We start from the raw sequence: 23,061 nt of genomic DNA on the forward strand, positions 1-23,061 counted from the left end.
TGCGCGGATGATACCAAAAAACGAAAGTGAATACCATTTAACCAATGGCCTCGTGACATAATCGTCATGTCTTTCGTCGTTCATGTGTATCAGGTCACAGGGCGGGCCGAAGCCCGCACCCTGCCAACCGCATTTGCAACAGATTATCAGTCAGCCTGGCGACGCAGGAATGCGGGAATATCGAGATAGTCCACGTCCTGCTCGTCTGAATCACGGCTCTGATCCACTGCCACATTGCCCTGAGATACAGCGCGACGACGCAGTACCGCCGGGCGGTCAAGCTGGTTGTAATCCGTGGTGCCGTCCAGGGTACGGGTATTGTCCACCACTTTGGTCGGCTTTTCGCGATCGCCACCCAGGCCAGTTGCAACGACGGTCACCTTCAGCTCATCGGTCATTTCCGGATCGATCACGGTACCGACAACAACCGTCGCGGAATCAGAGGCAAATTCGCGAACGATATCACCCACTTCGGAGAACTCGCCCAGGTTGAGATCCATACCCGCGGTTATGTTGACCAGGATACCCTTCGCGCCCTGCAGGTTGATGTCTTCGAGCAGCGGGCTGCGAATAGCCGCTTCCGCAGCCTCACGGGCGCGATTCTCGCCAGTGGCACGGGCTGTACCCATCATGGCCATGCCCATCTCTGACATGACCGTCTTCACGTCGGCGAAGTCAACGTTGATCATGCCGTTACGGGTGATCAGGTCGGCGATACCCTGAACCGCACCAAGCAGCACATCGTTAGCGGAACCGAACGCATCCAGCAGGCTTGTTTTCTTGCCCAGCACTGCCAGCAGCTTTTCGTTCGGGATGGTAATCAGTGAGTCAACGCTTTCTTCCAGGTCCTTGAGCCCGGATTCGGCGACGCTCATGCGCTTGCCGCCTTCGAACTGGAACGGCTTGGTCACGACCGCCACGGTCAGAATGCCCATTTCGCGGGCTACCTCGGCAACGATGGGCGCTGCGCCGGTACCGGTACCGCCGCCCATGCCTGCAGTAATAAAGACCATGTCCGCGCCCTTGATGGCATCGGCGATACGGTCACGGTCTTCCATGGCGGCCTGGCGTCCGATCTCCGGGTTCGCTCCGGCACCAAGACCCTTGGTAATGTTACCGCCGAGCTGGATCACCTGCTTGGCATCCAGGTTGTGAAGTGCCTGCGCGTCCGTGTTGGCGCAGATGAATTCAACCCCTTCCACATCGCTGTTGAGCATGTGCCGCACGGCATTACCGCCGCCACCGCCAACACCGATTACCTTGATCACAGCGTTTTGCTGGACATTATCGACTAGTTCAAACATTCCCCTTCTCCTTCGTGCTGTATTCAGCCAGTTCCCGGCTGATTATTTTCTCGAGATACCTTCGTGTGATGCGTCGTTATTCAGAAATGCCCGGTGAACCAGGCTTTCATTCGCTCCAGCAAGGAGGGCGCATCTTCCCCCTTGAGAACGGGCCCCTGTCCCAGATCCATCTGGCGGAAGCCATGGATCAGCAACCCGACGCCAGTAGCGTATATCGGGTTGTTGACCACCTCCGTCATGCCGGAGACGGCCTGCGGCGATGCAAGCCGTACTGGCATGTGGAAGATCTCCTCGGCCAGCTCCACCACCCCTTCCATGGTGGAGGAGCCACCGGTGACAACGATGCCCGCCGGCACCAGGTCCTCGAATCCACTGCGGCGCAGCTCCGACTGCACCAGGGTGAACAGCTCCTCGTATCGAGGCTCCACCACTTCCGCCAGCGCCTGGCGAGACAGATTTCGGGGCGCGCGGTCACCCACGCTGGGTACCTTGATGGTTTCTTCCGCCCCGGCCAGCTGGGTCAGGGCGCAGGCATACTTGGTCTTGATGTCTTCGGCATTCTGGGTGGGCGTGCGCAGCGCCATGGCGATGTCGTTGGTCACTTGGTCACCGGCGATGGGGATGACCGAGGTATGCCGGATCGCACCGCCAGTAAAGACCGCGATATCGGTAGTACCACCGCCGATGTCGACCATGCACACGCCCAGTTCCTTTTCGTCTTCCGTCAGAACCGAGTGGGCTGAGGCCAGTTGTTCAAGGATGATGTCATCCACTTCGAGGCCGCAGCGGCGGATGCACTTCTCAATGTTCTGGGCGGCGTTAACGGCACAGGTCACCAGGTGCACCTTGGCTTCCAGGCGAACACCGGACATGCCCAGGGGTTCCTTGATGCCTTCCTGGTTATCGATTACGAACTCCTGGGGCAGGATATGCAGGATCTTCTGGTCCGCGGGGATTGCCACTGCCTGGGCGGCGTCAATAACCCGGTCGATATCCGCCTGAGTCACTTCCCGGTCACGGATAGCCACAATGCCGTGGGAGTTGAGGCTCTTGATGTGACTGCCTGCAATACCGGCGTAGACGGAATGGATGCGGCAGCCGGCCATCAATTCGGCCTCTTCCACGGCACGCTGTATGGCCTGCACAGTGGTTTCGATATTGACCACCACGCCGCGCTTAAGCCCGCGGGAGGCATGGGAGCCAATGCCGACCACTTCGATGGTTCCGTCCAGCTTCCGCTTGCCGACAATGGCAACGACCTTGGAGGTGCCAATATCCAGTCCGACAATCATGTTTTCCGTATCAACCGATGACATGCAGTTCACCAATAGCCATTCTATGAATTGTTGTCGGAGGCCCCGGCCAGGGGCTTCCACCGCACCGCCACGCCGTTGGTATAGCGGGCATCAATCCTTTCCACCTGGTCCGCGCGGGTCGCCAGCTGCTCGCCGTAGACCGTGAGAAAGCGCTCGAACCGTTGTTCAACCTGGTCCCGCCCCAGCGCCACCTCGATACCGTTAGCCAGGGTCAACGTCCAGGCACCACGTTCTTCAAGGGTGATACCCGCAAAGCCGATTCCGTGGACGTCCAGGGTGTTCGCCATATGGCGGCCCATATCGATGACCTCCCGGGCCCGGCCTTCCGGCCCTCTCAACCTCGGCAGTTGCCCCGCCACCTCCCGGTTAGGCGGTGAGAACACTTCACCAGTGCGGCTGATCAACTGGGTATCATTCCAGTAGGCCAGCGGCTTGTGTTCACGCACTTCAACCACCAGGCCGTCCGGCCAGGCCCGCCTGACCGCCGCACTTTCCACCCAGGGGCGCTGTTCCACAGAACGCTTGATATCAGCCAGGTCAGTGGTAAAGAAGCTTTCACCCAGCCAGCGGGCTGCATGACGCTCCAGCGAGTTGCGGCTCTCTCCCTTGAGCGCACCCTGTACTTCCACATGCATGAACTGACGATCCATTGCCCCCAGTAACTGACTGGCGCCCCAGGGCAACAACGCTGCGGCGAAAAGGATCACAGCACCGATCCCCAACTTTCCCCATGGCACGCTGCCCAGGACCTGTGCAAGCACGTCCAGCAGATTCTGCTCAGGCTCGGACGAGGTCGCCCCGCGCCGCCGTGGCGGCTCGGACGGCACAAACCGGCCTCTTAGCAGCATCTGCTCAAACATCGGCGCCCTCCCCGGCTGGTAGCGTGTCCTGCAGGATTCTCACCACCAGCTCTGACATTCCGATGCCGGCGGCCTGGGCAGCCATGGGTACCAGGCTGTGGTCGGTCATGCCGGGTACGGTGTTGACCTCAAGCAACCAAAAACGACCTTCCCGGTCTTCCATGATGTCCACCCGCCCCCAGGTACGGCCGCCAATGACCCGAAAGGCTTCCACCGCCAGGTTCTGGATCAGCGCCTCCTGCCATTCGTCAAGGCCACAGGGCACCTGGTAGCGGGTATCGTCCGCCAGGTACTTGGCGTCATAGTCATAGAAATCGTGGTCCGTACTCAGGCCGATCACCGGCAGCGCCTTGTCCTGCAGGATGCTCACCGTGTATTCAGGCCCCTCAATCCATTCTTCGACGAGCACCAGGGGATCATGGCTCGCCGCGTCGCGGTAGGCGGCGATCAGTTCATCCCGGGTATGCACCTTGCGAACACCGATGCTTGAACCTTCGCGGGAGGGCTTAACGCTGAGCGGAAACCTGAGGTCAGCAACGATGGCCCCTGCCTCGTCTTCGCGATTCATTGCCCTGAATGCCGGTGTTGGCAGGCCGCAGCCAGCAAACACGAATTTGGTGCGCAACTTGTCCATGGCCAGCGCCGACGCCAGCATTTCACTACCGGTATAGGGAATGCCAGCCTGGGAAAGGATTGCCTGGAGTGTGCCGTCCTCACCCCCACGGCCGTGAAGGGCAATGAAAACCCTGTCGTAATCCGGGGTCTTTACGGTGTCCAGCAGGCAGCCCGAGACGTCGCGGGCAAAGGCATCCACGCCGGCTTCCTGGAGGGCGCGGGTCACCGCCTGGCCACTTTTGAGGGAAACTTCACGCTCCGCGGAATCGCCTCCCATAAACACAGCCACGCGGCCCAGCGCCTCCCGGGTTTGCGGGTCTACCTGATATGTCCGGTTTCTGGCCTCAGCCACGTCCAATTACTCCGTTTGCTGCAAGTTTCGCTGCCAGACCGCCGATATCACCGGCGCCCTGGGTCATCAGGAGGTCCCCCTCCTGCAGAATGTTGGCCAGCAGGGCCTCGAGGGTGTCGGCGTCCTCCACGAACACCGGATCAACCTGGCCGCGCTGCCGAATACTGCGGCACAGTGCACGACCGTCTGCCCCCGGCACTGGTGCCTCTCCGGCCGGGTATACGTCCATCAGCAGGAGCGTGTCGACCTCGGACAATACCCGTACAAAATCCTCGTATAGATCGCGGGTACGGGAGTAACGATGGGGCTGGTAGAGCATCACCAGCCGGCGCCCTGGCCAGGCATCCCTTGCGGCACGTATCACAGCCTCCACCTCGGTGGGGTGGTGGCCATAATCGTCCACCAGGGTCACGTAACCCTCGCCAACGGGATAGTCGCCATAGACCTGGAAGCGGCGGCCGACGCCGGCAAATCCGGCCAGCCCCCGGCAAATAGCGGCATCCTCGACACCCTCGTCGGTCGCGACTGCAATAGCGGCCAAGGCGTTCAGTACGTTGTGACGCCCGGGCATCCGCAGTTCTACCGGGAGGTCACTACGGCCACCGGGCCGCTTGACCGTGAATCGGGTGCGCAGACCGTCGGACTGGATATCTTCGGCCCGGTAATCGGCATCTTTCCGCTCGATTCCGTAGGTGATAATCGCCCGTGAAATACGCGGCAGGATTTCCGTGACATAGGGGTCGTCCAGACACATAACCGCCACACCGTAGAAAGGCAGGTTGTGAAGGAATTCCACAAAGGTTTTCTTCAACTGGGCCACGTCACCGCCGTAGGTGTCCATGTGGTCTGCTTCGATATTGGTGACCACTGAAATGACCGGTGTCAGATGAAGGAAGGAAGCATCACTTTCATCGGCCTCCGCTACCAGGTACCGGGAACCACCAAGCTGGGCGTTGGTACCGGCACTATTGAGCTTGCCACCAATGACAAAGGTTGGATCGAGCCCGGCCTCACCAAGTATCGATGCAATCAGGCTGGTGGTAGTGGTTTTGCCGTGGGTGCCGGCAACGGCTATTCCGTGGCGGTAACGCATGATCTCCGCCAGCATCTCTGCCCTGGGCACAATCGGCACACGCCTGGCCCGGGCCGAGGCGACCTCGGGGTTATCCGGGTTGACAGCGGAGGAGACCACCACCACATCGGCCGCGTCGCTGTTACTCTCCCGATGACCAATATGAATAGTCACGCCCAGTCCCTTGAGGCGGTCAGTCACGGGGCTCTCTTTCAGGTCGGACCCTGACACCTGGTATCCCTGGTTCTTGAGGACTTCGGCAATGCCGCACATCCCGGCACCCCCGATACCCACAAAGTGAATGTGGCGGATACGGCGCATCTCGGGCACCTGGTATACCAGTGGCGGATTGGTCAGTTCAGACATGGGCAGCCTCCAGACAGTAATTCACGACTCTCTCCGTTGCATCGGGGCGCGCCAGCGTACGGGCTGCACCCGCCATGTCAACCAGACGCTGCGGGTTCGCCAGCAGGTCCGCCAGGGTATCCGCCAGCAGGGTTTCAGTCAGTTTGTGTTGCGGCATCAACAGCGCCGCACCGGCCCGGACCATGTAATCCGCGTTCCGGGTCTGATGGTCATCTACCGCGTGGGGGAACGGCACCAGCAACGCACCGACACCGGCGGCGCAAAGCTCGGAAATCGTCAGCGCCCCCGCCCTGCAGATCACCAGGTCCGCCCAGCCATAGGCCTCGGCCATGTCCTTGATGAATGGCTCAACGGAGGCAGTCACCCCCGCTGTTTCGTAGGCCTGCATTGCCGACTCATGGTTTCGCTCGCCACACTGATGGCGAATCTCGGGCCGCAACTCATCCGGCAACTGGGCCACCGCAGCCGGCACTTTCTCGTTGATGGCGGTGGCGCCCAGGCTGCCACCGAGCACCAACAGGCGCCGGGGACTGCCGCGGTCCGCCATCCGCTGTTCCGGCGCCGGCAAGGCGGCGACATCCGCACGCACGGGATTACCTGTGCAACGGGTAATGACCCCGGGCCCGAAGCTGCCCGGGAAGGCCTCCATAACGGTCTCGGCAAACCGGGCCAGGATACGGTTGGTCATGCCCGCGATGGCGTTCTGCTCATGGACCAGCAATGGTCGACGTGTCAGCCAGGCAGCCATGCCACCCGGACCGGTTACAAAGCCACCCATTCCAATGACGCAGTCTGGCTTGACACGGTTAACCACCCGCAACGCCTGCCAAAGCGCCCGCACCAGGCGGAACGGCGCCAGCAACAGGGCCAGGCGGCCCTTGCCACGGAGGCCGGAAACGCTGACCGTAGACAGGGGAATATCGGTATCGCCAATCAACCGTTCCTCCATGCCACCGGCAGATCCCAGCCAGTACACTTCGTGCCCCTTTTCCTGGAGCTTGCGGGCGGTAGCCAGCGCCGGAAAGACATGCCCGCCGGTCCCCCCGGCCATGACCATAAACCGTTTCATCATGATGCCCCCCTTGCCTGGCTGGGGGCGACCTGATCCGGGTTGTCGGCAGCCAGTTGCTGCTGCCGCTCCATTTCGATCCGGACCAGAATCCCGATGCTGACACACACCACCAGAAGACTGGAGCCGCCATAGCTCATCAACGGCAGTGTCAGGCCCTTGGTTGGTAACAGCCCGGTGTTCACAGCCATGTTTATCATCGCCTGCAGACCGAGCAGGAGGGTCAGACCGTAGGCAAAGCAGGCCGCAAAGCCCATTCCCTGACGTTCCGCGTTGCGGGCAATGACGAAGCCTGACAGCACCAGGACAGTGAACAGCGCAAGGATGATCATCGACCCAAGCAGGCCGAACTCCTCGGCGGTAATGGCAAAAATGAAGTCCGTATGGGCTTCCGGTAGATAGAACAGCTTCTGGATGGAGTTCCCCAGGCCAACACCGGCCCACTCACCTCGCCCAAAGGCAATCAATGACTGGGTAAGTTGATAGCCCGTGTTGTATTGATCCTGCCAGGGATCCAGGTAGCTCACCACGCGCTTGAGCCGGTAAGGCTGGGTAATAATCAGCACAGCCCCGAGAACCACGCACACAGCAATCAGTGGCATGAAGCGGGTAAGCCGAACACCACTGAGGAAGATCATCCCCAGGGCAGCCGTCATAAGCACAACGGTGGCCCCGAAATCCGGCTGGGTCACCAGCAGTGCCGATGCAACGCCCAGTACCAGGACCGGCTTGATAAAGCCCCACCAGGTGTTCACCAGTTCGTCCCGGCGCCGCACCACATAGCCGGCAAGGTAGGCAATCAGGCACAACTTGGCCACTTCCGATACCTGCACGTTGAACAGTCCCAGCGGTATCCAGCGGGTGGAGCCATTGACGGTCTTGCCCATGGGCGTCAGCACCAGCATGAGCGATGCCATGCCAATAGCCAGCAACAGCCAGCCACTGCGATACCACCAGGAAACCGGCACATTGGCGGCCGTCAGTGCCAGCGCACAACCGAGTCCGGCGAAGATAAGCTGCCGAAGCGCGTAGTAATAACTGTTACCCAGGTTGGCTGCTGCGGTATCCATGGATGCTGAAGCGATCATCACGACGCCAATCATCAACAAGGCAGCAGCACTGACAACCAGCCAGGGCAACGGCTGGGACAGGGGCCCCCGGTGCAGGTGTGACTGAACAGCGCCGGACAAATTCATCATAAGCCCCCCACTGCCTGCCGGAACCGGTCACCCCGGTCTTCATAGCCGGAGAACATATCGAAACTGGCGCAGGCGGGGGACAGAAGCACCCGGTCTCCACCCCTGGCGATCCTTGCGGCCAACGCCACCGCCTGTTCCATAGAATCAGCCTTCTCGATCTGCACATCGCCAGCCAGGGCCTGCGCAAGTCGATCCGCATCCCGCCCCAGCAGAACTGCGGCCCGGCAATGCTCAGCAACCGGCCTTGCCAGCGGGCTGAAGTCTGCACCCTTGCCGTCACCTCCGGCAATCAGCACGATGCGTTCACAACCAGGGGCCAGGCTGTCCAGGGCCGCCACGGTGGCGCCCACATTGGTCCCCTTGGAATCATTAATGAACTCGACACCATTCAGGGCACGCACCGGCTCACACCGGTGTGGCAGGCCGCGAAATTCGCACACAGCCCGGACCATGGTGTCCAGTGGCCAGCCTGCAGCATGGCCCAGAGCCAGGGCGGCCATCACATTGCTGATATTGTGCAGGCCCGCCAGCTTCAGGTCCCTGGTGTTCAGGAGGTTATCGAGCCCCCAGGTGATCCACACGCCCTGGTCATCATCCCGGGTGCTGAAGGTTTCCGGATTCACTCGATGGAAGCCATAACAGGTGAAGTTCAGCGTGTCCCGAGCCATGGGCGTGCTCAGGGCATCATCCAGGTTCACCACGGCATTGCGTGCGCCCCGGAAGATTCGTTGCTTGGCCTGGTAATAGGTCATTTTAGAAGGGTATCGGTCCATGTGGTCATCGGTGACGTTGAGCACCGTAGCGACTTCGGCGTTCAGTTCGTGGGTCGTTTCCAACTGGAAGCTCGACAGTTCCAGGATGTAGACATCCGGCTTGTCAGTTAACAGGTCCAGGGCTGGCGTCCCGATGTTGCCGCCGACTGCCGCTTTGACACCACATGCCCGGGCAAGCTCACCCACCAGGGTCGTAACCGTGGTTTTACCGTTGGAGCCGGTAATTGCAATGATCGGCGCCTGTGCCGCTTCGGCGAACAGGTCAACATCTCCGCGAATGACCGCGCCCCGATCCGCAGCTGCGGCGATCGCAGGCTCACTGATGGCGATGCCCGGGCTGACGACCAGCTCGTTAAAGCCGCAAAACCACTCCCGCTCGAAGTCACCTAGCCGGACTTCCACTTCCGGCCATTGCTGCTGTAATTGCTCAAGGCCAGGTGGCCGGGCACGACTGTCGGCTACCGCCACCTCACGCCCGAGGCCGGTCAGATAGCGCACGCAGGAGAGCCCGGTCTTACCCAGGCCCACCACAAGTGTGCGACGATCCGATGCAATAACAGCCATGCTTTATTCGTTCCCTAACGCAGTTTCAGGCTGGACAGCCCGATCAATACCAGAATGACGGTAATCACCCAGAATCGGACAATCACCCGGGGCTCCGGCCAGCCCTTGAGTTCAAAGTGATGGTGCAGTGGCGCCATCCTGAAAATCCGGCGTCCGGTAAGGCGGAAAGACCCCACCTGGAGAATGACCGAGATGGTCTCCATCACGAACACCCCACCCATGATGAACAGCACGATTTCCTGACGGACAATAACCGCTACGACGCCGAGCGCTGCGCCCAGTGCGAGCGCGCCCACATCGCCCATGAACACCTGCGCCGGGTAGGTGTTGAACCAGAGAAAGCCAAGACCGGCCCCCACCAGGGCGCCACAGAAGACAATCAGCTCACCACTACCCGGCAGGTGAGGAATCAGCAGATAGTCGGCAAACTGGAAGTGGCCGGACAGATAGGCAAACACCGCCAGCGCCCCCGCCACCATGACCGTTGGCATGATGGCCAGGCCATCGAGGCCGTCCGTAAGGTTGACCGCATTACTGCTGCCGACGATGACGAAATAGGTCAGCAGGATAAACAGAACCGGCCCCAGGGTTAGCGAGACGTTCTTGAAGAAAGGCAGATAAAGCGATGTTTCCTGGGGCAGCGTAGAGCTGTAGAACAGACCCACCGCCGCAACTGCACCGATCACAGATTGCCAGAAATATTTCCAGCGTGCCGGCAGGCCCCGTGGGTTACGCTCGACGACCTTGCGGTAGTCATCCACCCAGCCAATGGCACCGAAGCCAAGGGTAACCAGCAAGGTGATCCACACATAGCGGTTAGCCAGGTCTGCCCACAAGAGCGTGCTGACCGCGACGGCAACAAGGATCAGGGCACCGCCCATCGTGGGAGTGCCCGCCTTGCTCAGGTGGGTCTGCGGGCCGTCATCCCGTACCGCCTGGCCAATCTGATACTGGCCCAGCTTGCGGATCATCATGGGACCGATCAGCAGCGATATCAGCAACGCAGTCAGGATGCCGAGAATTGCCCGCAGGGTCAGGTACTGAAACACCGTCAGTTCAGTGATATATGGCGCCAGTAGTTCTGTCAGCCAGAGCAGCATGAATTACCTACCTTTTCTTGTAACAACCTGACTGCCTGGTCCATGGCAGAACTACGGGACCCCTTGACCAGAATGGTCACTGGGCCAGTGATGTCTTTCAGCAGCCAATCCACAGCCTGCTCGTGGGTATCAAAACGTCGAGCCATGTTGCCGTAGCCAGAAACAAGGGCCTCGCAGCCCTCCCCGTTTCCCACCACCAGTAACTTCTCAATTCCGAGGGCCTGGGCGTGGGCGCCGACTTCCTGATGCAGCTTCGCGGAATCAGCACCCAGCTCGGCCATGGCACCCAGCAATCCCGCACGGGTACCGGAGGCACTGGCCAGCACGTCCAGGGCAGCCTTCATGGAGCTGGGATTGGCGTTATAACTGTCGTCGATCACCGTCACCTGGTTACTGAGCACCTTTCGCTCAAGCCGTCCAGCCGCGGGTTTGACCGACGCCAGTCCGTTACGAACGGCGGCTTCCCTGGCGCCCAGTGCTTCGGCAGCGGCCATGGCCAGCAAGGCATTGGCGATATTGTGCTCACCGGGCAGGTTGACCATAAGCTCGCACTCCCGGCCGTCACTTATCGCCACCTTTACCCTGTAGCCACCATCAAAGGCCTCGAAACCTGCACAGCGATAATCAGCCTGGCCACCCTTCGCACTGACCGAAATTACCTTCCGGTTTGTCGCCCGCTGCTTCCAAACGGTAAAGGCTGGATCGTCAAAGTTGAGAACAACCGAGCCCGCTTCCGGCACCCCGTCGATGATCTCACCCTTGGCCTGCACGATATTCTGGTAACTGCCAAACCCTTCCAGGTGGGCTTCGCCAGCATTGGTAATGACCGCCACGTCCGGCCGGGCCGCGGCAACCGTGTGCGCAATTTCGCCCAGCCCGCTGGCACCCAGTTCGATAACGGCAAAGCGGTGCTCCGGCGCCAGCCGGAAAAGGGTCAGGGGTGCACCAATGTGGTTATTGAGGTTACCGGATGTTGCGAGGGTCTCGCCCTCATTGGCCAGAATCGCGGAAAGCATTTCCTTGAGGGTGGTCTTTCCGCTACTGCCTGTGATGGCCACGACGGCCGCTGCACTCTGCTCGCGATTGAAGCGAGCGAGGTCGGCCAGGGCCTGGACCGTGTCATCGACCACCAGTTGGGGCAGTGCAACACCGGGATCTGCCTTGTCCACTATCGCGGCCACTGCGCCTGCTTTGCTGGCCGCACCCAGGAATCCGTGACCATCAAACCGGTCGCCCCGTAATGCCACAAACAGGTCACCCTGCTGCAGGTTACGGGTATCCGTTACGATCCTTTGGACCATAACGTCTGATGTCGGGGCTTCCGCACCGACAACACGGGCGAGCTCCTGCAGCCCAAACGCGCGCATCATGCAGCACCTCCGTTAAGGCCCAGCGCCTCCTGAACGTGTGCCACATCACTGAACGGCGCGCGCTTGCCATTACGCTCCTGCCAGGTCTCGTGCCCCTTGCCTGCAACCAGGACCACATCGCCGGGGCGAGCCATATCCACCGCCGAGCGAATGGCATCGCCGCGGTCGTGGATTACTCTGACCGCCTCCTTGTTTTCAAGCCCTGCCAACATATCCTTGATGATGCTTTCGGGGGACTCGGTACGGGGATTGTCATCCGTAAGGATAATGCAGTCCGCACCTTTCTCGGCTTCCCGGGCCATGTCGGGCCGCTTGCCCTTGTCCCTGTCACCCCCGCAGCCGAATACGCAGATTAGCTGGCCGCGGGTATGGGGTCGCAAGGCTGTCAGGGCATTGGCCAGGGCATCGGCCGTGTGGGCATAGTCCACGATCACCCGGACGCCTGACGGGCCACTGAAGCTCTCCAGCCGTCCCGGTGGCGGCGTCAGCGATGGCACGGCCTTCTGTACCTGCTCCACCGACACACCAAGATTCAATACGGCGGCCACCGCCGCCAGCAAATTGCTGGCATTGAAGGTGCCCAACAGGGGAGCCGACAAGTTAAAGAGGCCCCACTGCCCGTCCACGTCAGCTTCAAAGCCATCCGGTGTCGGGGCAAACCGGGTCAACCAGAGTTCAGTCTGGGATTCGTGAAGACTGTAACGTACCCGGTCACACATGCCTTCGGTCTGTTCGAAAAGCTGGCGCCCAAACGGATCATCAAAATTGATCACCGAGAAATGCAGCCCCTCCCGGGTAAACAGGGAAGCCTTGGCCTGGCCATAGGCCTCCATCGTGCCGTGGTAATCCAGGTGGTCCCGGGTGAGGTTGGTGAATACGGCGCCGATCATTGCCACACCCTGGACCCTGCCCTGATCAAGGGCGTGGGAGGACACTTCCATAGCGACGGCCCGGGCGCCCTTGCGGGCCAACTCGAACAGTGCTCGGTTCACCTCCACCACATCTGGCGTTGTGTGGGTGGCCTCCCTCAGTTCACCCGGCATGCCATAACCCAGGGTGCCCAACACGCCACAAGGCAGCCCTGCCGCATCGAGAAGCTGGGATATAAAACTGGTTACGGAGGTCTTGCCGTTGGTCCCTGTCACCCCCACAACACGGACGCGGCGGGACGGGTGTTCAAAGAAGCGGTCAGCAATCTGCCCCAGGTGCGCACGCAGGGCTGGCACAGGCACGATAAGCGCACCCCGGTACTCATAGCAGGGAATCAATGCTTCAACGTCGAGCATGATAACGGTGGCACCGGCATCGATCGCCGCATCGACATAGTGGTCTGCTGCCGTCTGACTGCCGGGCAATGCCACGAACGCATCGCCCCTGAGGACCCGGCGACTGTCTGTTCGCAAGCCATGGATGGTGACGTCAAATACCGATGGCACCTCCACGATACCTTGCAGCAGGGTACTTAATGAGGTCATGCACATGGAATTACCCCTGCTCCCCGGTCGGGCCGGGTGTCCGGACCTCTGCTTCGGCAGCGGTCAGTTCTGGCCTTACATTCAACAGCCGCAAGGCGTCACTCATTACCCTTGCGAACACGGGTGCGGCCACTTCACCACCGTAATAATCCCCCCCCTGGGGCGCGTCCACGGCTACAACCGTAGCGATACGGGGATTATCCATCGGCGCCATTCCGGCAAAAATGGCCTTGTACTGGCTGTCCTCATATCCCCGCGCGCCCACCAGGTGCACTGTGCCGGTTTTGCCTCCAGCGGTATAAAGCGCCGGATTGGCACGTTTGCCGGTGCCCACCTCGACCGTTGCCTGCAACATGTCTCGCACCTGTGCGGCAACCCTTTCCGACATCACGCGCTCACCGGCAGGGATGCTATCCCGTCGCATCACCGTCACCGGATAACGAATGCCTCCATTGGCAACCGCCATATAGGCCTGGGCCAGTTGCAGTGCGTTGACACTCATACCGTACCCATAGGAAAGCGTGGCCTCCTCTACCGGACGCCACTTGTCTGTCATCGGCAGTACACCTACTGCCTCACCCGGGAAGCCGATCCCGGTCGGCTGGCCAAGCCCCAGGCGAAAATAGAAATCTCGAATCACATCGCCGCCGATGTCATTGGCTATCAGGCTGACGCCGACGTTACTGGACCGGGAGATGATCTCCGTTATTGGCAGTTCGCCGTAATTACGATGATCACGGATGGTGAAACGGCCAAAACGCCGGTAACCGGGGGAAGTGTCGATCAGGGTATCGGGTTGGTACTTGCCGGTTTCCAGGGCCGCTGCCACCGCCAGGGGCTTCATGGTCGACCCCGGTTCAAACAGGTCGGTCAGGGCCTTGTTGCGGAGCCTGCCCGGGCTCAGGGACGTCCGGTCATTGGGGTTGAAGGACTGCTGGTTCACCATCGCCAGCACCTCACCGGTGGACACATCCAGCATTACCAGGGTTCCACCGCGAGCCTTGTGGGCCTGGACCACGGCTTTCAGTTCCCGATAGGCGAGGTATTGCAGTCGCAGGTCCAGGCTCAGGGTCAGGTCCTTGCCCGGGCGGGCATCCCGGATCAGCGACAGGTCACGAATCAGGCGACCACGGTTATCCCTCAGTACCCGCTTACGCCCCGGCAGCCCGCTGAGCCACTCGTTATAGGACAATTCGATACCTTCCTGGCCCTGCTCATCGATATTGGTAAATCCGACAAGATGGGCCGCCACCTCGCCAGCAGGGTAATAACGCTTGTATTCCAGCCTGCTGTACAGACCCGGGATTCCCAGCGACAGCACTTCCCTCGCCAGCGACGGCTGAATCTTTCGGCTTACATAGATAAATTCCCTACTGGCATAGTCCCGCAACCGCTGCCGCAGCCGCGCTTCGGATATCTCAAGCAAACTGGCAGCCATGGACAGGCGAGGGTCTTCCGGGTCCACCTCACCAGGATTGGCCCAGAGCGTCTCCACCGGGGTACTCACAGCCAGGGGCTCACCATAACGGTCGGTAATCATCCCCCGGTGGGCATCGATTGAATCCACCCGGATGGTACGAACATCACCCTGCTTACGCAGGAATTCCTGGTCAATCACATGCAGGTCCACCAGGCGCCAACCCAGCGTCGCCACCACCAGCAGGAACACAGCCACGACAGACCCGTACCGCCAGGCCTTCAAGCTGGCGGCGATCTTCTGCATGAATGTGGGCTTGTCTGGCCTGGCGGACATGGCTGACTCTTATTTTGCGACCGAGGCAATTCGGTCCGTGGTTGCAGAAGGCACAAGGACGATGTGCTCACGTCCCGGAACCACCATATCGAACTCATCGACAGCCTTTCGCTCAATACGACCGTGTGCACTAAGGGCACTCTGCTCGAGCAACAGTTGGCTCCACTGTCGCTGGTAGGCATCCCGCTCCACCTGAAGCTCCGACAAGGCGTTGTACAGCTCCCGATTCTGGTGGGCACTGACAGCCACCCCGATGGCCGAGCCAATCAGGAAAACGGCCAGGCCCAGCGTTACCACAACCTTTGGCTCGGCAAGCGTGCGAAAGATGCGGGCAGACAGCTTGAGGGCATCAGATACCCTCCCGCGAACAGCTTCCCGGGTCAGAACCGGCGCTTTTGCCGGCTTTTCCAATGTGACAGCGCTCATGATATTGACTCTCCCTCTGTGTCAGCGCGGCGCTCCAGAACCCGCATAACAGCACTGCGGGCCCTGACGTTCTCTTCAATTTCGGGCTCACTGGCCTTAAGTGCCTTGCCCACCAGCCGAAACGGTGGTGCCACTTCCCGGGCGGTAACCGGTAAACCACGGGGCAACTGCGGCCCCCGGGACAGATCCCTCATGAAGCGCTTGACGATCCGGTCCTCCAGGGAATGAAAACTGATGACGACCAGGCGCCCACCCGGTTCCAGCAAATCCACAGCCTGAGCGAGACCGGCTTCCAGGTCGTCCAGCTCCCTGTTGATAAAGATGCGTACAGCCTGGAAAGTCCGTGTCGCCGGGTGTTTGTGTTTTTCTTTCTTCGGCACCGCCTGGCGGACCAGTTCCGCGAATTGCCGGGTGGTTACCAGTGGTTCCTCGTCCCGCTGCCTTACCACGGAACGGGCGATACGACGGGAGAAGCGCTCCTCGCCATAACGCCAGATAACGTCAGCAATCTCCTGCTCACGGGCAGTGTTCAGCCACTGGGCCGCACTCAGGCCACGGGTGGGATCCATTCTCATGTCCAAAGGGCCGTTGCTCATGAAGCTGAAACCACGCTCCGGGTCGTCCAGCTGCGGGGAAGAAACGCCCAGATCCAGCAACACCCCGGACACCGACCCTGCATCCCACCCCTGGGCAGCCGTTGCGTCCGCCATATCAGCAAAAGACCCGTGATAAACGACGAAGCGGCCGTCCTCGGCCGCCAGAGTTTCTCCGAACCGGACCGCTTCCGGGTCCTTGTCGATCCCGAGCAACCTGCCCTCTCCCTCGAGGTGCCGCAGGATGAGGCGGCTGTGCCCGCCCCGTCCGAAGGTGCCATCCACATAGCGCCCATCTGACCTGACCATCAACAACGCCACCGCCTGATCCAGCAACACAGAGCGATGCAGGGCCTGGCCGGCAGTTACGCTTGAAGAGTCACCCGGCGTCATAGCGACAGCGCCTCCATTTGCGGTGGCATTTCATCATCGTCATCGGATTCGTCCAGCCAGGCGAACCAGCGCTCTTCACTCCACAACTCCAGTTTCTTGCCCTGACCGATCAGCATCAGTTTCTTTTCCAGCCGGGCGTAGCTTCGCAGGGTTGGCGGTACCAGCACACGACCGGCAGAATCCAGCTCCAGCTGCGTGGCATGCCCAAGAATCAGGCGCTGCAGCCGCCGAGCCTTCTTGTTCATATTGGGAAGTGCCAGCACCTGCGTACGGACGTTTTCGAACACAGGCTCCGGATAAAGGAGCAGGCAGCGCTCTTCATCGGCGTTTGCGGTAAGAACAATTCGGCCACCGCATTCTTCCTGCAGCTCCTCACGCACACGGGCAGGGATCGCCAGGCGACCCTTTGCATCCATGTTGATTGCGTGACTGCCGAGAAAGTTGCTCATCGCTGAAAGCGCAGACCCTGTTTGTTGTGTTTCTTCCTGATCATGGTGCCGTGTCACCAACCCCCACCCAACACCACACTGAAACCACTAAAAACCACTAAATTCCACTTTTTCCCACTCATGCACACTATAGGAACACGCCAGACACAATGCAAGCGCCGGCACAGGTGCAGACATTACAAAAGTTTCTTTAATGACAAGGGGTTAGCGGATAGGGCGCAAGGCTTGACCGAGGATACCGAAGAGAAACTCCAGCAAATCAAAAGCCTGCAAAACGTTTCGAAGAAAATGAGCGAAGTCTAAGATTTTTTCGCTATAACAAATCCTGTCGTAAAACTACTCATTTCTCAGTATGGGACCGCCGGCAGCGGATGCGCCAGCAGGTAAGGAAAGAAAAGGGGTGAGCTCGCCGATAAGCCGGGTTCTGTCGTGGACAGTCATTCATCTAGGGCCTGCGTCACCACAGGCCTCAAGCAACCTACCCGAGTCCAGCGCGGGCCACGCCATAGGACTCCTATTTGGTCTTGCTCCAGGTGGGGTTTACCATCGCCGTGGACTGTTGCCAGCCACGCGGTGCGCTCTTACCGCACCGTTTCACCCTTACCGGCGCCAAAGGCGCTTAGGCGGTATACTTTCTGTTGCACTTTCCGTCGGCTCACGCCGCCCAGGCGTTACCTGGCACCTTGCCCTGCGGAGCCCGGACTTTCCTCCCCCGGTGACACCGGCGGCGACTGTCTGGCGAGCTCAGGCGAGACCATACCTGCGCACCCCGACCGGCGCAAGGGAATTCTGACCGAGCCCCGACACCTTGACGAAGCGCGAGCCGTAATCAGGCGCCCTTCAGCTCAAGGGCCCGCTGGTAGAGGTCATTGCGTGCGCGACCTGTCAACTCGGCCGCCAGCTTCACCGCCTTCTTCACAGGCAACTCCGTGAGCAACAGGGTTAACACCCGGTCGGCGTCCACCGCCACCTGGTCCGTAACACTCTCGGTAGCCCCTGCTACCATCACCACGTATTCACCCTTGGCAGAATGGGGGTCAGCATTTACCGCCTCCAGTACGTCCACCACTGATCCAGAGTAAAACGTCTCGAACGCCTTGGTCAGTTCCCGCGCCAACACGACCTCCCGGCACTCACCCAAGGTACTCTTTATGTCCTGGAGCAATGCACTGATTCGGCGCGGGGACTCATAGAACACCAGGGTTGCGGTCTCCCGGGCGAGTGTTTCCAGCGCCTTGGTGCGGGCAGCTGACCTGGCCGGCAAGAAACCGGCAAACAGGAAACGGTCAGTGGGCAGGCCCGCCGCACTCAGGGCAGCGACCATGGCGCAAGCTCCGGGTACCGGCACCACACGAATGCCACGCCGGCGAGCCGCACGCACCAACACATAGCCAGGGTCGGAGATTAGCGGCGTGCCAGCATCCGAGATCAACGCCACAGACTCTCCGGCGTCAATACGATCCAGCAGTGACTCCGAGCGCTCCCGCTCGTTATGGTCATGCAGCGCCCACATGGCCTTGCTGATTCCCAGGTGCTGCAGCAGGCGCCCGCTGTGACGCGTATCCTCGGCCGCCACCAGGTCAACCGAGGACAACACCTGCTCTGCCCGCCGGGTCAGGTCGTCCAGGTTGCCGATGGGAGTTGCGACAATAAAGAGTGTGCCGGCGATGGCGGCCGGAGCGCTGTCTGTAAGCAATGGAAAATCCCCGATGTGAGCCTGTGAAAAGACCGCCAAGCTGGTAAACTTGCAGCCCTGACACCCTTTACCAGAGAGACACTATGCCGGCCCTTGGCTGGTACCTCAAGGAGCCCTGCCTGATATGAGCTGTCACCTGCCAACTTTGCGCCGCCTCGCCCTGGCCTCAGCCCTGACAACCCTGCTGGCGACGGGGTGTACCCCGATACAACTGCAGGACGACGCCATCAGGAGTGCCGGCGACGCACTGAATGCCGCGCAGGAGCTATCACCCGGCGAAGAAACCCAGCGCTTCCTGCTGCGTGCCGCTGCGAGCTTTCAGGAGCAGGGCTCCCATGATAACGCCCGCCGGATCCTTCGTTCCGACGCTTTCGAAAGCCCCGCCGAGGGTCTGGCCAACCAGTTCGTTCTCTTGAGCATGGCCAGCGCAGTGGCTCTTGAGGATCGAGGCTGGGCCCAGGACCTTACCTCCGATCTGGGGCCATCCAGGTACAGCACATTCCCCGAACAGATCCGAGCACGGGCCGCCACGCTTCAGCTGGCCACCTACGAGCTGGCGAACGCCCACCTCGAGACAGCTCGCCTGCTTATGGGAATCGAGCCAGGACTGCTGGAACAGGACCGCCAGCAGATCAACGACCGTTTATGGCAGGCACTGAAGCAGACCTCGGATGAGCAACTCGAAGAGGCTGCCACCTCAGCTGTTGGCTTCGAGAGCCAGGGTTGGTACGAGCTGGCAGCCACTCTCAGGCAACCGGGCATGACCTTTGAAGAACAGGGGCGTGCCGTACGCAATTGGCAGTTCAACTGGACTGGCCATCCCGGCACTGAAGCCCTGCCCGCCGAACTGACAATCATGGCCCAGGTACTGGAGCAACGGCCAGAGCGGATCACCCTGGCGCTGCCCCTGTCCGGCCCTCTTTCAGCAGCCGGCAACATGGTTCGTGAAGGCTTCCTCGCTGCCTATTATGAGGACGCCCGGCAAAATCGCGGAAGCGATGCCGAACGCGGGAGCATCCCGGTCCCGGAAACCGGTTCCGGGGAGGATGGCACCACTGCGCAAGACAAGGCTGAATTCGACAATTCCTCGCACGACATTTCCGTTACGATTGTCGATACCAACGGACGCTCCATCGACGAGCTGATGCCGGAACTGCTTGCCGACAAGCCGGACCTGATTGTTGGCCCCCTTGCCAAGGATGCCGTAGCAGCGCTGGCCAGCCAGGACTCGCTACCCGTGCCTGTTCTGGCACTGAACTATGCCCCTGAACAGGACGGCCCTCGCCCCCCGCAACTGTTCCAGTTCGGCCTCTCCGCCGAGGATGAGGCGCGAGGGATTGCCGAGAAAATCAGGGACCAAGGCCTGAAGACCGCCCTGGTGCTGATTCCCCGGGGGGATTGGGGCGACCGGGTAGCCCGGGCGCTCAAGCACCGAATGGACGAGCTTGGCGGCGTTATTCTCGACACCGACCGTTACTCCGAGGAAGACAACCTGCGGAGCGTGTCAGCGGAACTGCTGGGCATCAATGTAAGCCGTGAAAGGGCGGTAGAGCTGGAGCGTACCCTGGGGGTCAATATCGAATTTGAGCCCCGCCGACGCCAGGATGCAGATGCAATCGTGATGGTGGCGGAACCCGTCATCGCCCGCCAGTTCAAACCATTGTTCGCGTTCTACTATGCCGGAGACGTGCCGGTGTTCTCGCCTTCGATTATCTACAGCGGCCGGCCGGACCCATCGCGGGACCGGGATATAAATGGCGTGTTCTTCACGGACCTGCCCTGGATCCTGGACCAGGAACCCGAGTTTCGGCGACAGGCGTATGAGCAATTCGATAACCTGGACGGACCACTGGGCCGCCTGTTTGCCATGGGCGCAGACGCCTGGACGCTAAGCACCCGCCTGCCCCTGATGCAGCAGGTTACTGACACCCGGGTTGACGGCCACACCGGCGAACTGTGGCTCGACGGTAACAACAGGGTCCACCGTTCCCAGATGTGGGGCGTATTCCGTGAAGGAGTACCTGTTATTGCTACCGGCAACCAGGAACAATCCAGCGAGGTTGTCGAAACGCTGGACAGCAGCGACACCACCAACTGACATGCGAACCAGGGACGGCGACACCACACCAGCAACCGGAAGGGTCAACCGCAAGAAACTGGGTGACCAGGCGGAAGGGGTAGCCGCCCGCTACCTTCAAAGCAAGGGTGTCAGGATACTGGAACGTAACGTCTATAACCGCGGGGGTGAAATCGACCTTATCGGACAGGACGCCGAAACCCTGGTGTTCTTTGAGGTCCGTTTCCGCAAACGTCACGCGCTCACGGATGGCGCCGAATCGATCGGATGGCGAAAGCAGCAGAAATTACTGCGGGCCGTATCTTTCTATCTCCATCGAAACGGCCTGTGGGACCACCCCTGCAGGATCGATGTGGTCGCGATTGCGCCAGGCACCACCCACCAGTACCGTATCCGCTGGATCAGAAACGCAATTCAGGCAGAAGCATGAGCAGTACTGAAGAGAGTGTTAGTCAATGGTTTGCCAACCATATGGAGCATACCGCCATGGCGGGGAGTCTTTCCGCCCCCCTGATACCCGCTGCCGCGGACATGGTGGTGCAGACCTTGCTAAGCGACGGCAAGATCCTCGCGTGCGCAAACGGCAGTGCCAACACCCTGGCCCAGTATTTCTGCACCAGCCTGCTCGGCCGCCTCGACCAGGACCGCCCCGGACTACCCGCAGTGAACCTGGGTGCCGACGCAACGACCTACTCCGCCATCTGCCGCGACAACCGGTTTAACGAAACCTTCGCACGACAGGTGACCGCCCTTGGCAAGCCTGGTGACACCTTGATGGTCTATGTTGACGACGGCCACAAAGCGAATCTGATCCAGGCCATACAGGCCGCCCACGACCGGGACATTAATGTTATTGTGCTTAGTGCGAGGGAAAAGACGGACATCAGCGCATTATTACAGCCCCAGGATCTCGAGATCACCCTGAATGACCTGGACCCGGTCTCGGCGATGCCGATCATGATGCTGATTACCGGCGCACTGTGTCGCCTCGTTGAAGAAAATCTTTTCGGAGGTTGAGGCCAGCGAAGTGCCGGAAAAAGCGGGCAAGGAAGGCGCGCGACCGGCGAGAACCCGGTCACCCGCTATCCAGGATAGTGAAAAGCTACTTGACCACCTTGAGGCTCGGGCGACCACTGGGGCGCTCACCTTCACCCTTGTTGTCACGCCCGGACTCCTCGGGCTTTCGGCCACCGTTGGGATCCGGCGAGCCGGGCTCACTCCCAAAAACCATGCCCTCACCGTTTTCGCGAGCGTAGATCGCCATCACAGCCTGCAGGGGTATATAGACCTGCATGGGCACACCTCCGAAGCGGGCACTGAATTCCAGGGCATCATCCCCGACAATGAGCGCCTTGACGGCAGACGGGCTTATATTCAGAACAATCTGCCCGTTGGCCACATGGTCGGCGGGAACCTGCACCCCCTGGACACTCGCATCCACTACAATGTGGGGCGTGCAGTGATTGTCCAGGATCCAGTCATTGAAAGCCCTTACCAGATAGGGACGACTGGAGGTCATTGTCACCTTGTGCTCAGACACGTTGCTCTCCCGGGCCCGGAGGACGCCGCCCGGCGACGCCCCCGGATCAGTTAACTGCGGATGTCTTCTTCGAGGTCAGAGAGGCTCGCCTTGAAGCCTTCACGACCGAAGATACGCTCCATATACTTGGTGATCGGCTTCGCCTGCTTCGGGTCCAGCTCTATGCCCATGGCAGGTAGGCGCCAGAGAATTGGGGCAATACAGCAGTCCACGATGGTGAACTCCTCCGACAGGAAAAAGGGCATCTCACCAAACAGTGGCGCCGTCGCCTGCAAGCTCTCACGCAATTCCTTGCGAGCGGCATCGGAACCCTTGGCGGAGGGATCTGCCAGGATCTGGTCAACCAGGCCACACCAGTCTTTCTGGATGCGATGGATCATCAGCCTGCTGTTAGCCCTGGCCACAGGGTAAACCGGCAGCAGGGGCGGATGAGGGAAACGCTCATCCAGGTATTCCATCATGATATTGGGCTCGTAGAGCACCAGGTCACGATCCACCAGGGTTGGCAGGGCGTTGTACGGATTCAGGTCCGCCAGTTCCTCGGGCGGGTTGTCGGGATCGACGTCCACCACATCAACGGTTACACCCTTTTCTGCAAGCACAATACGAACCCGATGGCTGTAATGGCTGGAAGGGTCCGAGAAAAACGTCATTGATGACCTCTTGGTCACAACGCCCATAGAACGACTCCAAGATTGA

The 23,061-nt window shown here is 60.4% G+C and carries 21 protein-coding genes and 1 other RNA gene; 3 read left to right on the forward strand and 19 right to left on the reverse strand.

Going from position 1 to position 23,061, the window contains the following annotated elements; translation table 11 throughout:
* Positions 1 to 146 precede the first annotated feature (146 nt).
* The 17 genes from ftsZ to rsmI all read right to left on the reverse strand — a co-directional run bounded on the left by ftsZ (position 147) and on the right by rsmI (position 18,745).
* Positions 147 to 1,304 (reverse strand): cell division protein FtsZ, encoded by a 1,158-nt coding sequence (ftsZ, locus tag BM036_RS13915; RefSeq protein ID WP_091853369.1) that lies wholly within the window; start codon positions 1,302 to 1,304, stop codon positions 147 to 149.
* Positions 1,305 to 1,384: 80 nt separating this feature from the next.
* Positions 1,385 to 2,620, reverse strand: coding sequence for a cell division protein FtsA (gene ftsA, locus BM036_RS13920; protein ID WP_091853471.1), 1,236 nt, complete (start codon positions 2,618 to 2,620; stop codon positions 1,385 to 1,387).
* A gap of 20 nt (positions 2,621 to 2,640) precedes the next feature.
* Entirely contained in the window at positions 2,641 to 3,480 is an 840-nt protein-coding gene (locus BM036_RS13925; protein WP_091853371.1) for a cell division protein FtsQ/DivIB, read from the reverse strand.
* Positions 3,473 to 4,447, reverse strand: coding sequence for a D-alanine--D-alanine ligase (locus BM036_RS13930; protein ID WP_091853373.1), 975 nt, complete (start codon positions 4,445 to 4,447; stop codon positions 3,473 to 3,475). The genes BM036_RS13925 and BM036_RS13930 overlap by 8 nt, the downstream gene beginning before the upstream one ends.
* Positions 4,440 to 5,885 (reverse strand): UDP-N-acetylmuramate--L-alanine ligase, encoded by a 1,446-nt coding sequence (gene murC / locus BM036_RS13935; protein ID WP_091853375.1) that lies wholly within the window; start codon positions 5,883 to 5,885, stop codon positions 4,440 to 4,442. The genes BM036_RS13930 and murC overlap by 8 nt, the downstream gene beginning before the upstream one ends.
* Positions 5,878 to 6,957, reverse strand: coding sequence for an undecaprenyldiphospho-muramoylpentapeptide beta-N-acetylglucosaminyltransferase (gene murG / locus BM036_RS13940; RefSeq protein ID WP_091853377.1), 1,080 nt, complete (start codon positions 6,955 to 6,957; stop codon positions 5,878 to 5,880). Before murG ends, murC begins: the two co-directional genes overlap by 8 nt.
* The gene (gene ftsW, locus BM036_RS13945; protein ID WP_091853473.1) at positions 6,954 to 8,150 is read right to left on the reverse strand and encodes a putative lipid II flippase FtsW; all 1,197 of its coding nucleotides are present in this window, start codon (positions 8,148 to 8,150) and stop codon (positions 6,954 to 6,956) included. The genes murG and ftsW overlap by 4 nt, the downstream gene beginning before the upstream one ends.
* Complete coding sequence (murD, locus tag BM036_RS13950; protein ID WP_091853379.1) at positions 8,150 to 9,490, reverse strand: UDP-N-acetylmuramoyl-L-alanine--D-glutamate ligase; 1,341 nt, start codon at positions 9,488 to 9,490, stop codon at positions 8,150 to 8,152. The genes ftsW and murD overlap by 1 nt, the downstream gene beginning before the upstream one ends.
* Before the next feature lie 14 nt (positions 9,491 to 9,504).
* A complete protein-coding gene (gene mraY, locus BM036_RS13955; RefSeq protein ID WP_091853381.1) occupies positions 9,505 to 10,590 on the reverse strand; it encodes a phospho-N-acetylmuramoyl-pentapeptide-transferase in 1,086 nt (361 codons plus the stop codon).
* Positions 10,575 to 11,960 (reverse strand): UDP-N-acetylmuramoyl-tripeptide--D-alanyl-D-alanine ligase, encoded by a 1,386-nt coding sequence (locus BM036_RS13960; RefSeq protein WP_091853383.1) that lies wholly within the window; start codon positions 11,958 to 11,960, stop codon positions 10,575 to 10,577. The genes mraY and BM036_RS13960 overlap by 16 nt, the downstream gene beginning before the upstream one ends.
* Positions 11,957 to 13,441 (reverse strand): UDP-N-acetylmuramoyl-L-alanyl-D-glutamate--2,6-diaminopimelate ligase, encoded by a 1,485-nt coding sequence (locus BM036_RS13965; RefSeq protein WP_091853384.1) that lies wholly within the window; start codon positions 13,439 to 13,441, stop codon positions 11,957 to 11,959. The genes BM036_RS13960 and BM036_RS13965 overlap by 4 nt, the downstream gene beginning before the upstream one ends.
* 4 nt (positions 13,442 to 13,445) lie before the next feature.
* Positions 13,446 to 15,188 carry a peptidoglycan D,D-transpeptidase FtsI family protein gene (locus BM036_RS13970; protein WP_091853386.1) on the reverse strand — a complete coding sequence of 581 codons (1,743 nt, stop codon included), beginning with the start codon at positions 15,186 to 15,188 and terminating at the stop codon, positions 13,446 to 13,448.
* 9 nt (positions 15,189 to 15,197) lie between these two features.
* Positions 15,198 to 15,614: a cell division protein FtsL gene (gene ftsL, locus BM036_RS13975; protein ID WP_091853388.1), complete on the reverse strand. Its 417-nt coding sequence runs from the start codon at positions 15,612 to 15,614 to the stop codon at positions 15,198 to 15,200.
* The gene (gene rsmH / locus BM036_RS13980; RefSeq protein WP_091853389.1) at positions 15,611 to 16,600 is read right to left on the reverse strand and encodes a 16S rRNA (cytosine(1402)-N(4))-methyltransferase RsmH; all 990 of its coding nucleotides are present in this window, start codon (positions 16,598 to 16,600) and stop codon (positions 15,611 to 15,613) included. The genes ftsL and rsmH overlap by 4 nt, the downstream gene beginning before the upstream one ends.
* A complete protein-coding gene (gene mraZ, locus BM036_RS13985; RefSeq protein WP_091853391.1) occupies positions 16,597 to 17,049 on the reverse strand; it encodes a division/cell wall cluster transcriptional repressor MraZ in 453 nt (150 codons plus the stop codon). Before mraZ ends, rsmH begins: the two co-directional genes overlap by 4 nt.
* 397 nt (positions 17,050 to 17,446) lie before the next feature.
* Positions 17,447 to 17,796: RNase P RNA component class A (gene rnpB, locus BM036_RS13990), an RNA gene on the reverse strand.
* Between the two features lie 82 nt (positions 17,797 to 17,878).
* Positions 17,879 to 18,745 carry a 16S rRNA (cytidine(1402)-2'-O)-methyltransferase gene (rsmI, locus tag BM036_RS13995; protein ID WP_091853476.1) on the reverse strand — a complete coding sequence of 289 codons (867 nt, stop codon included), beginning with the start codon at positions 18,743 to 18,745 and terminating at the stop codon, positions 17,879 to 17,881.
* Between the two features lie 124 nt (positions 18,746 to 18,869).
* Here rsmI and BM036_RS14000 point away from each other — a divergent pair, with 124 nt between their 5' ends.
* Genes BM036_RS14000 through BM036_RS14010 form a run of 3 tightly spaced genes read left to right on the forward strand, consistent with a single transcriptional unit; the run spans position 18,870 to position 21,839 of the window.
* Complete coding sequence (locus BM036_RS14000; RefSeq protein ID WP_091853393.1) at positions 18,870 to 20,843, forward strand: penicillin-binding protein activator; 1,974 nt, start codon at positions 18,870 to 18,872, stop codon at positions 20,841 to 20,843.
* Position 20,844: 1 nt separating this feature from the next.
* On the forward strand, positions 20,845 to 21,252 hold the full coding sequence (locus tag BM036_RS14005) for a YraN family protein (protein ID WP_091853395.1): 408 nt from the start codon (positions 20,845 to 20,847) through the stop codon (positions 21,250 to 21,252).
* On the forward strand, positions 21,249 to 21,839 hold the full coding sequence (locus BM036_RS14010) for an SIS domain-containing protein (RefSeq protein WP_091853397.1): 591 nt from the start codon (positions 21,249 to 21,251) through the stop codon (positions 21,837 to 21,839). The genes BM036_RS14005 and BM036_RS14010 overlap by 4 nt, the downstream gene beginning before the upstream one ends.
* Positions 21,840 to 21,924: 85 nt before the next feature.
* On the opposite strand, the gene BM036_RS14015 is transcribed toward BM036_RS14010, so the two are convergent.
* Positions 21,925 to 22,341 carry a ClpXP protease specificity-enhancing factor gene (locus tag BM036_RS14015; protein WP_218144816.1) on the reverse strand — a complete coding sequence of 139 codons (417 nt, stop codon included), beginning with the start codon at positions 22,339 to 22,341 and terminating at the stop codon, positions 21,925 to 21,927.
* Between the two features lie 71 nt (positions 22,342 to 22,412).
* Positions 22,413 to 23,042: a glutathione S-transferase N-terminal domain-containing protein gene (locus tag BM036_RS14020; RefSeq protein ID WP_091853401.1), complete on the reverse strand. Its 630-nt coding sequence runs from the start codon at positions 23,040 to 23,042 to the stop codon at positions 22,413 to 22,415.
* Between the last annotated feature and the right edge of the window lie 19 nt (positions 23,043 to 23,061).

Source organism: Marinobacter segnicrescens (assembly GCF_900111555.1).
Classification (GTDB): Bacteria; Pseudomonadota; Gammaproteobacteria; order Pseudomonadales; family Oleiphilaceae; genus Marinobacter; species Marinobacter segnicrescens.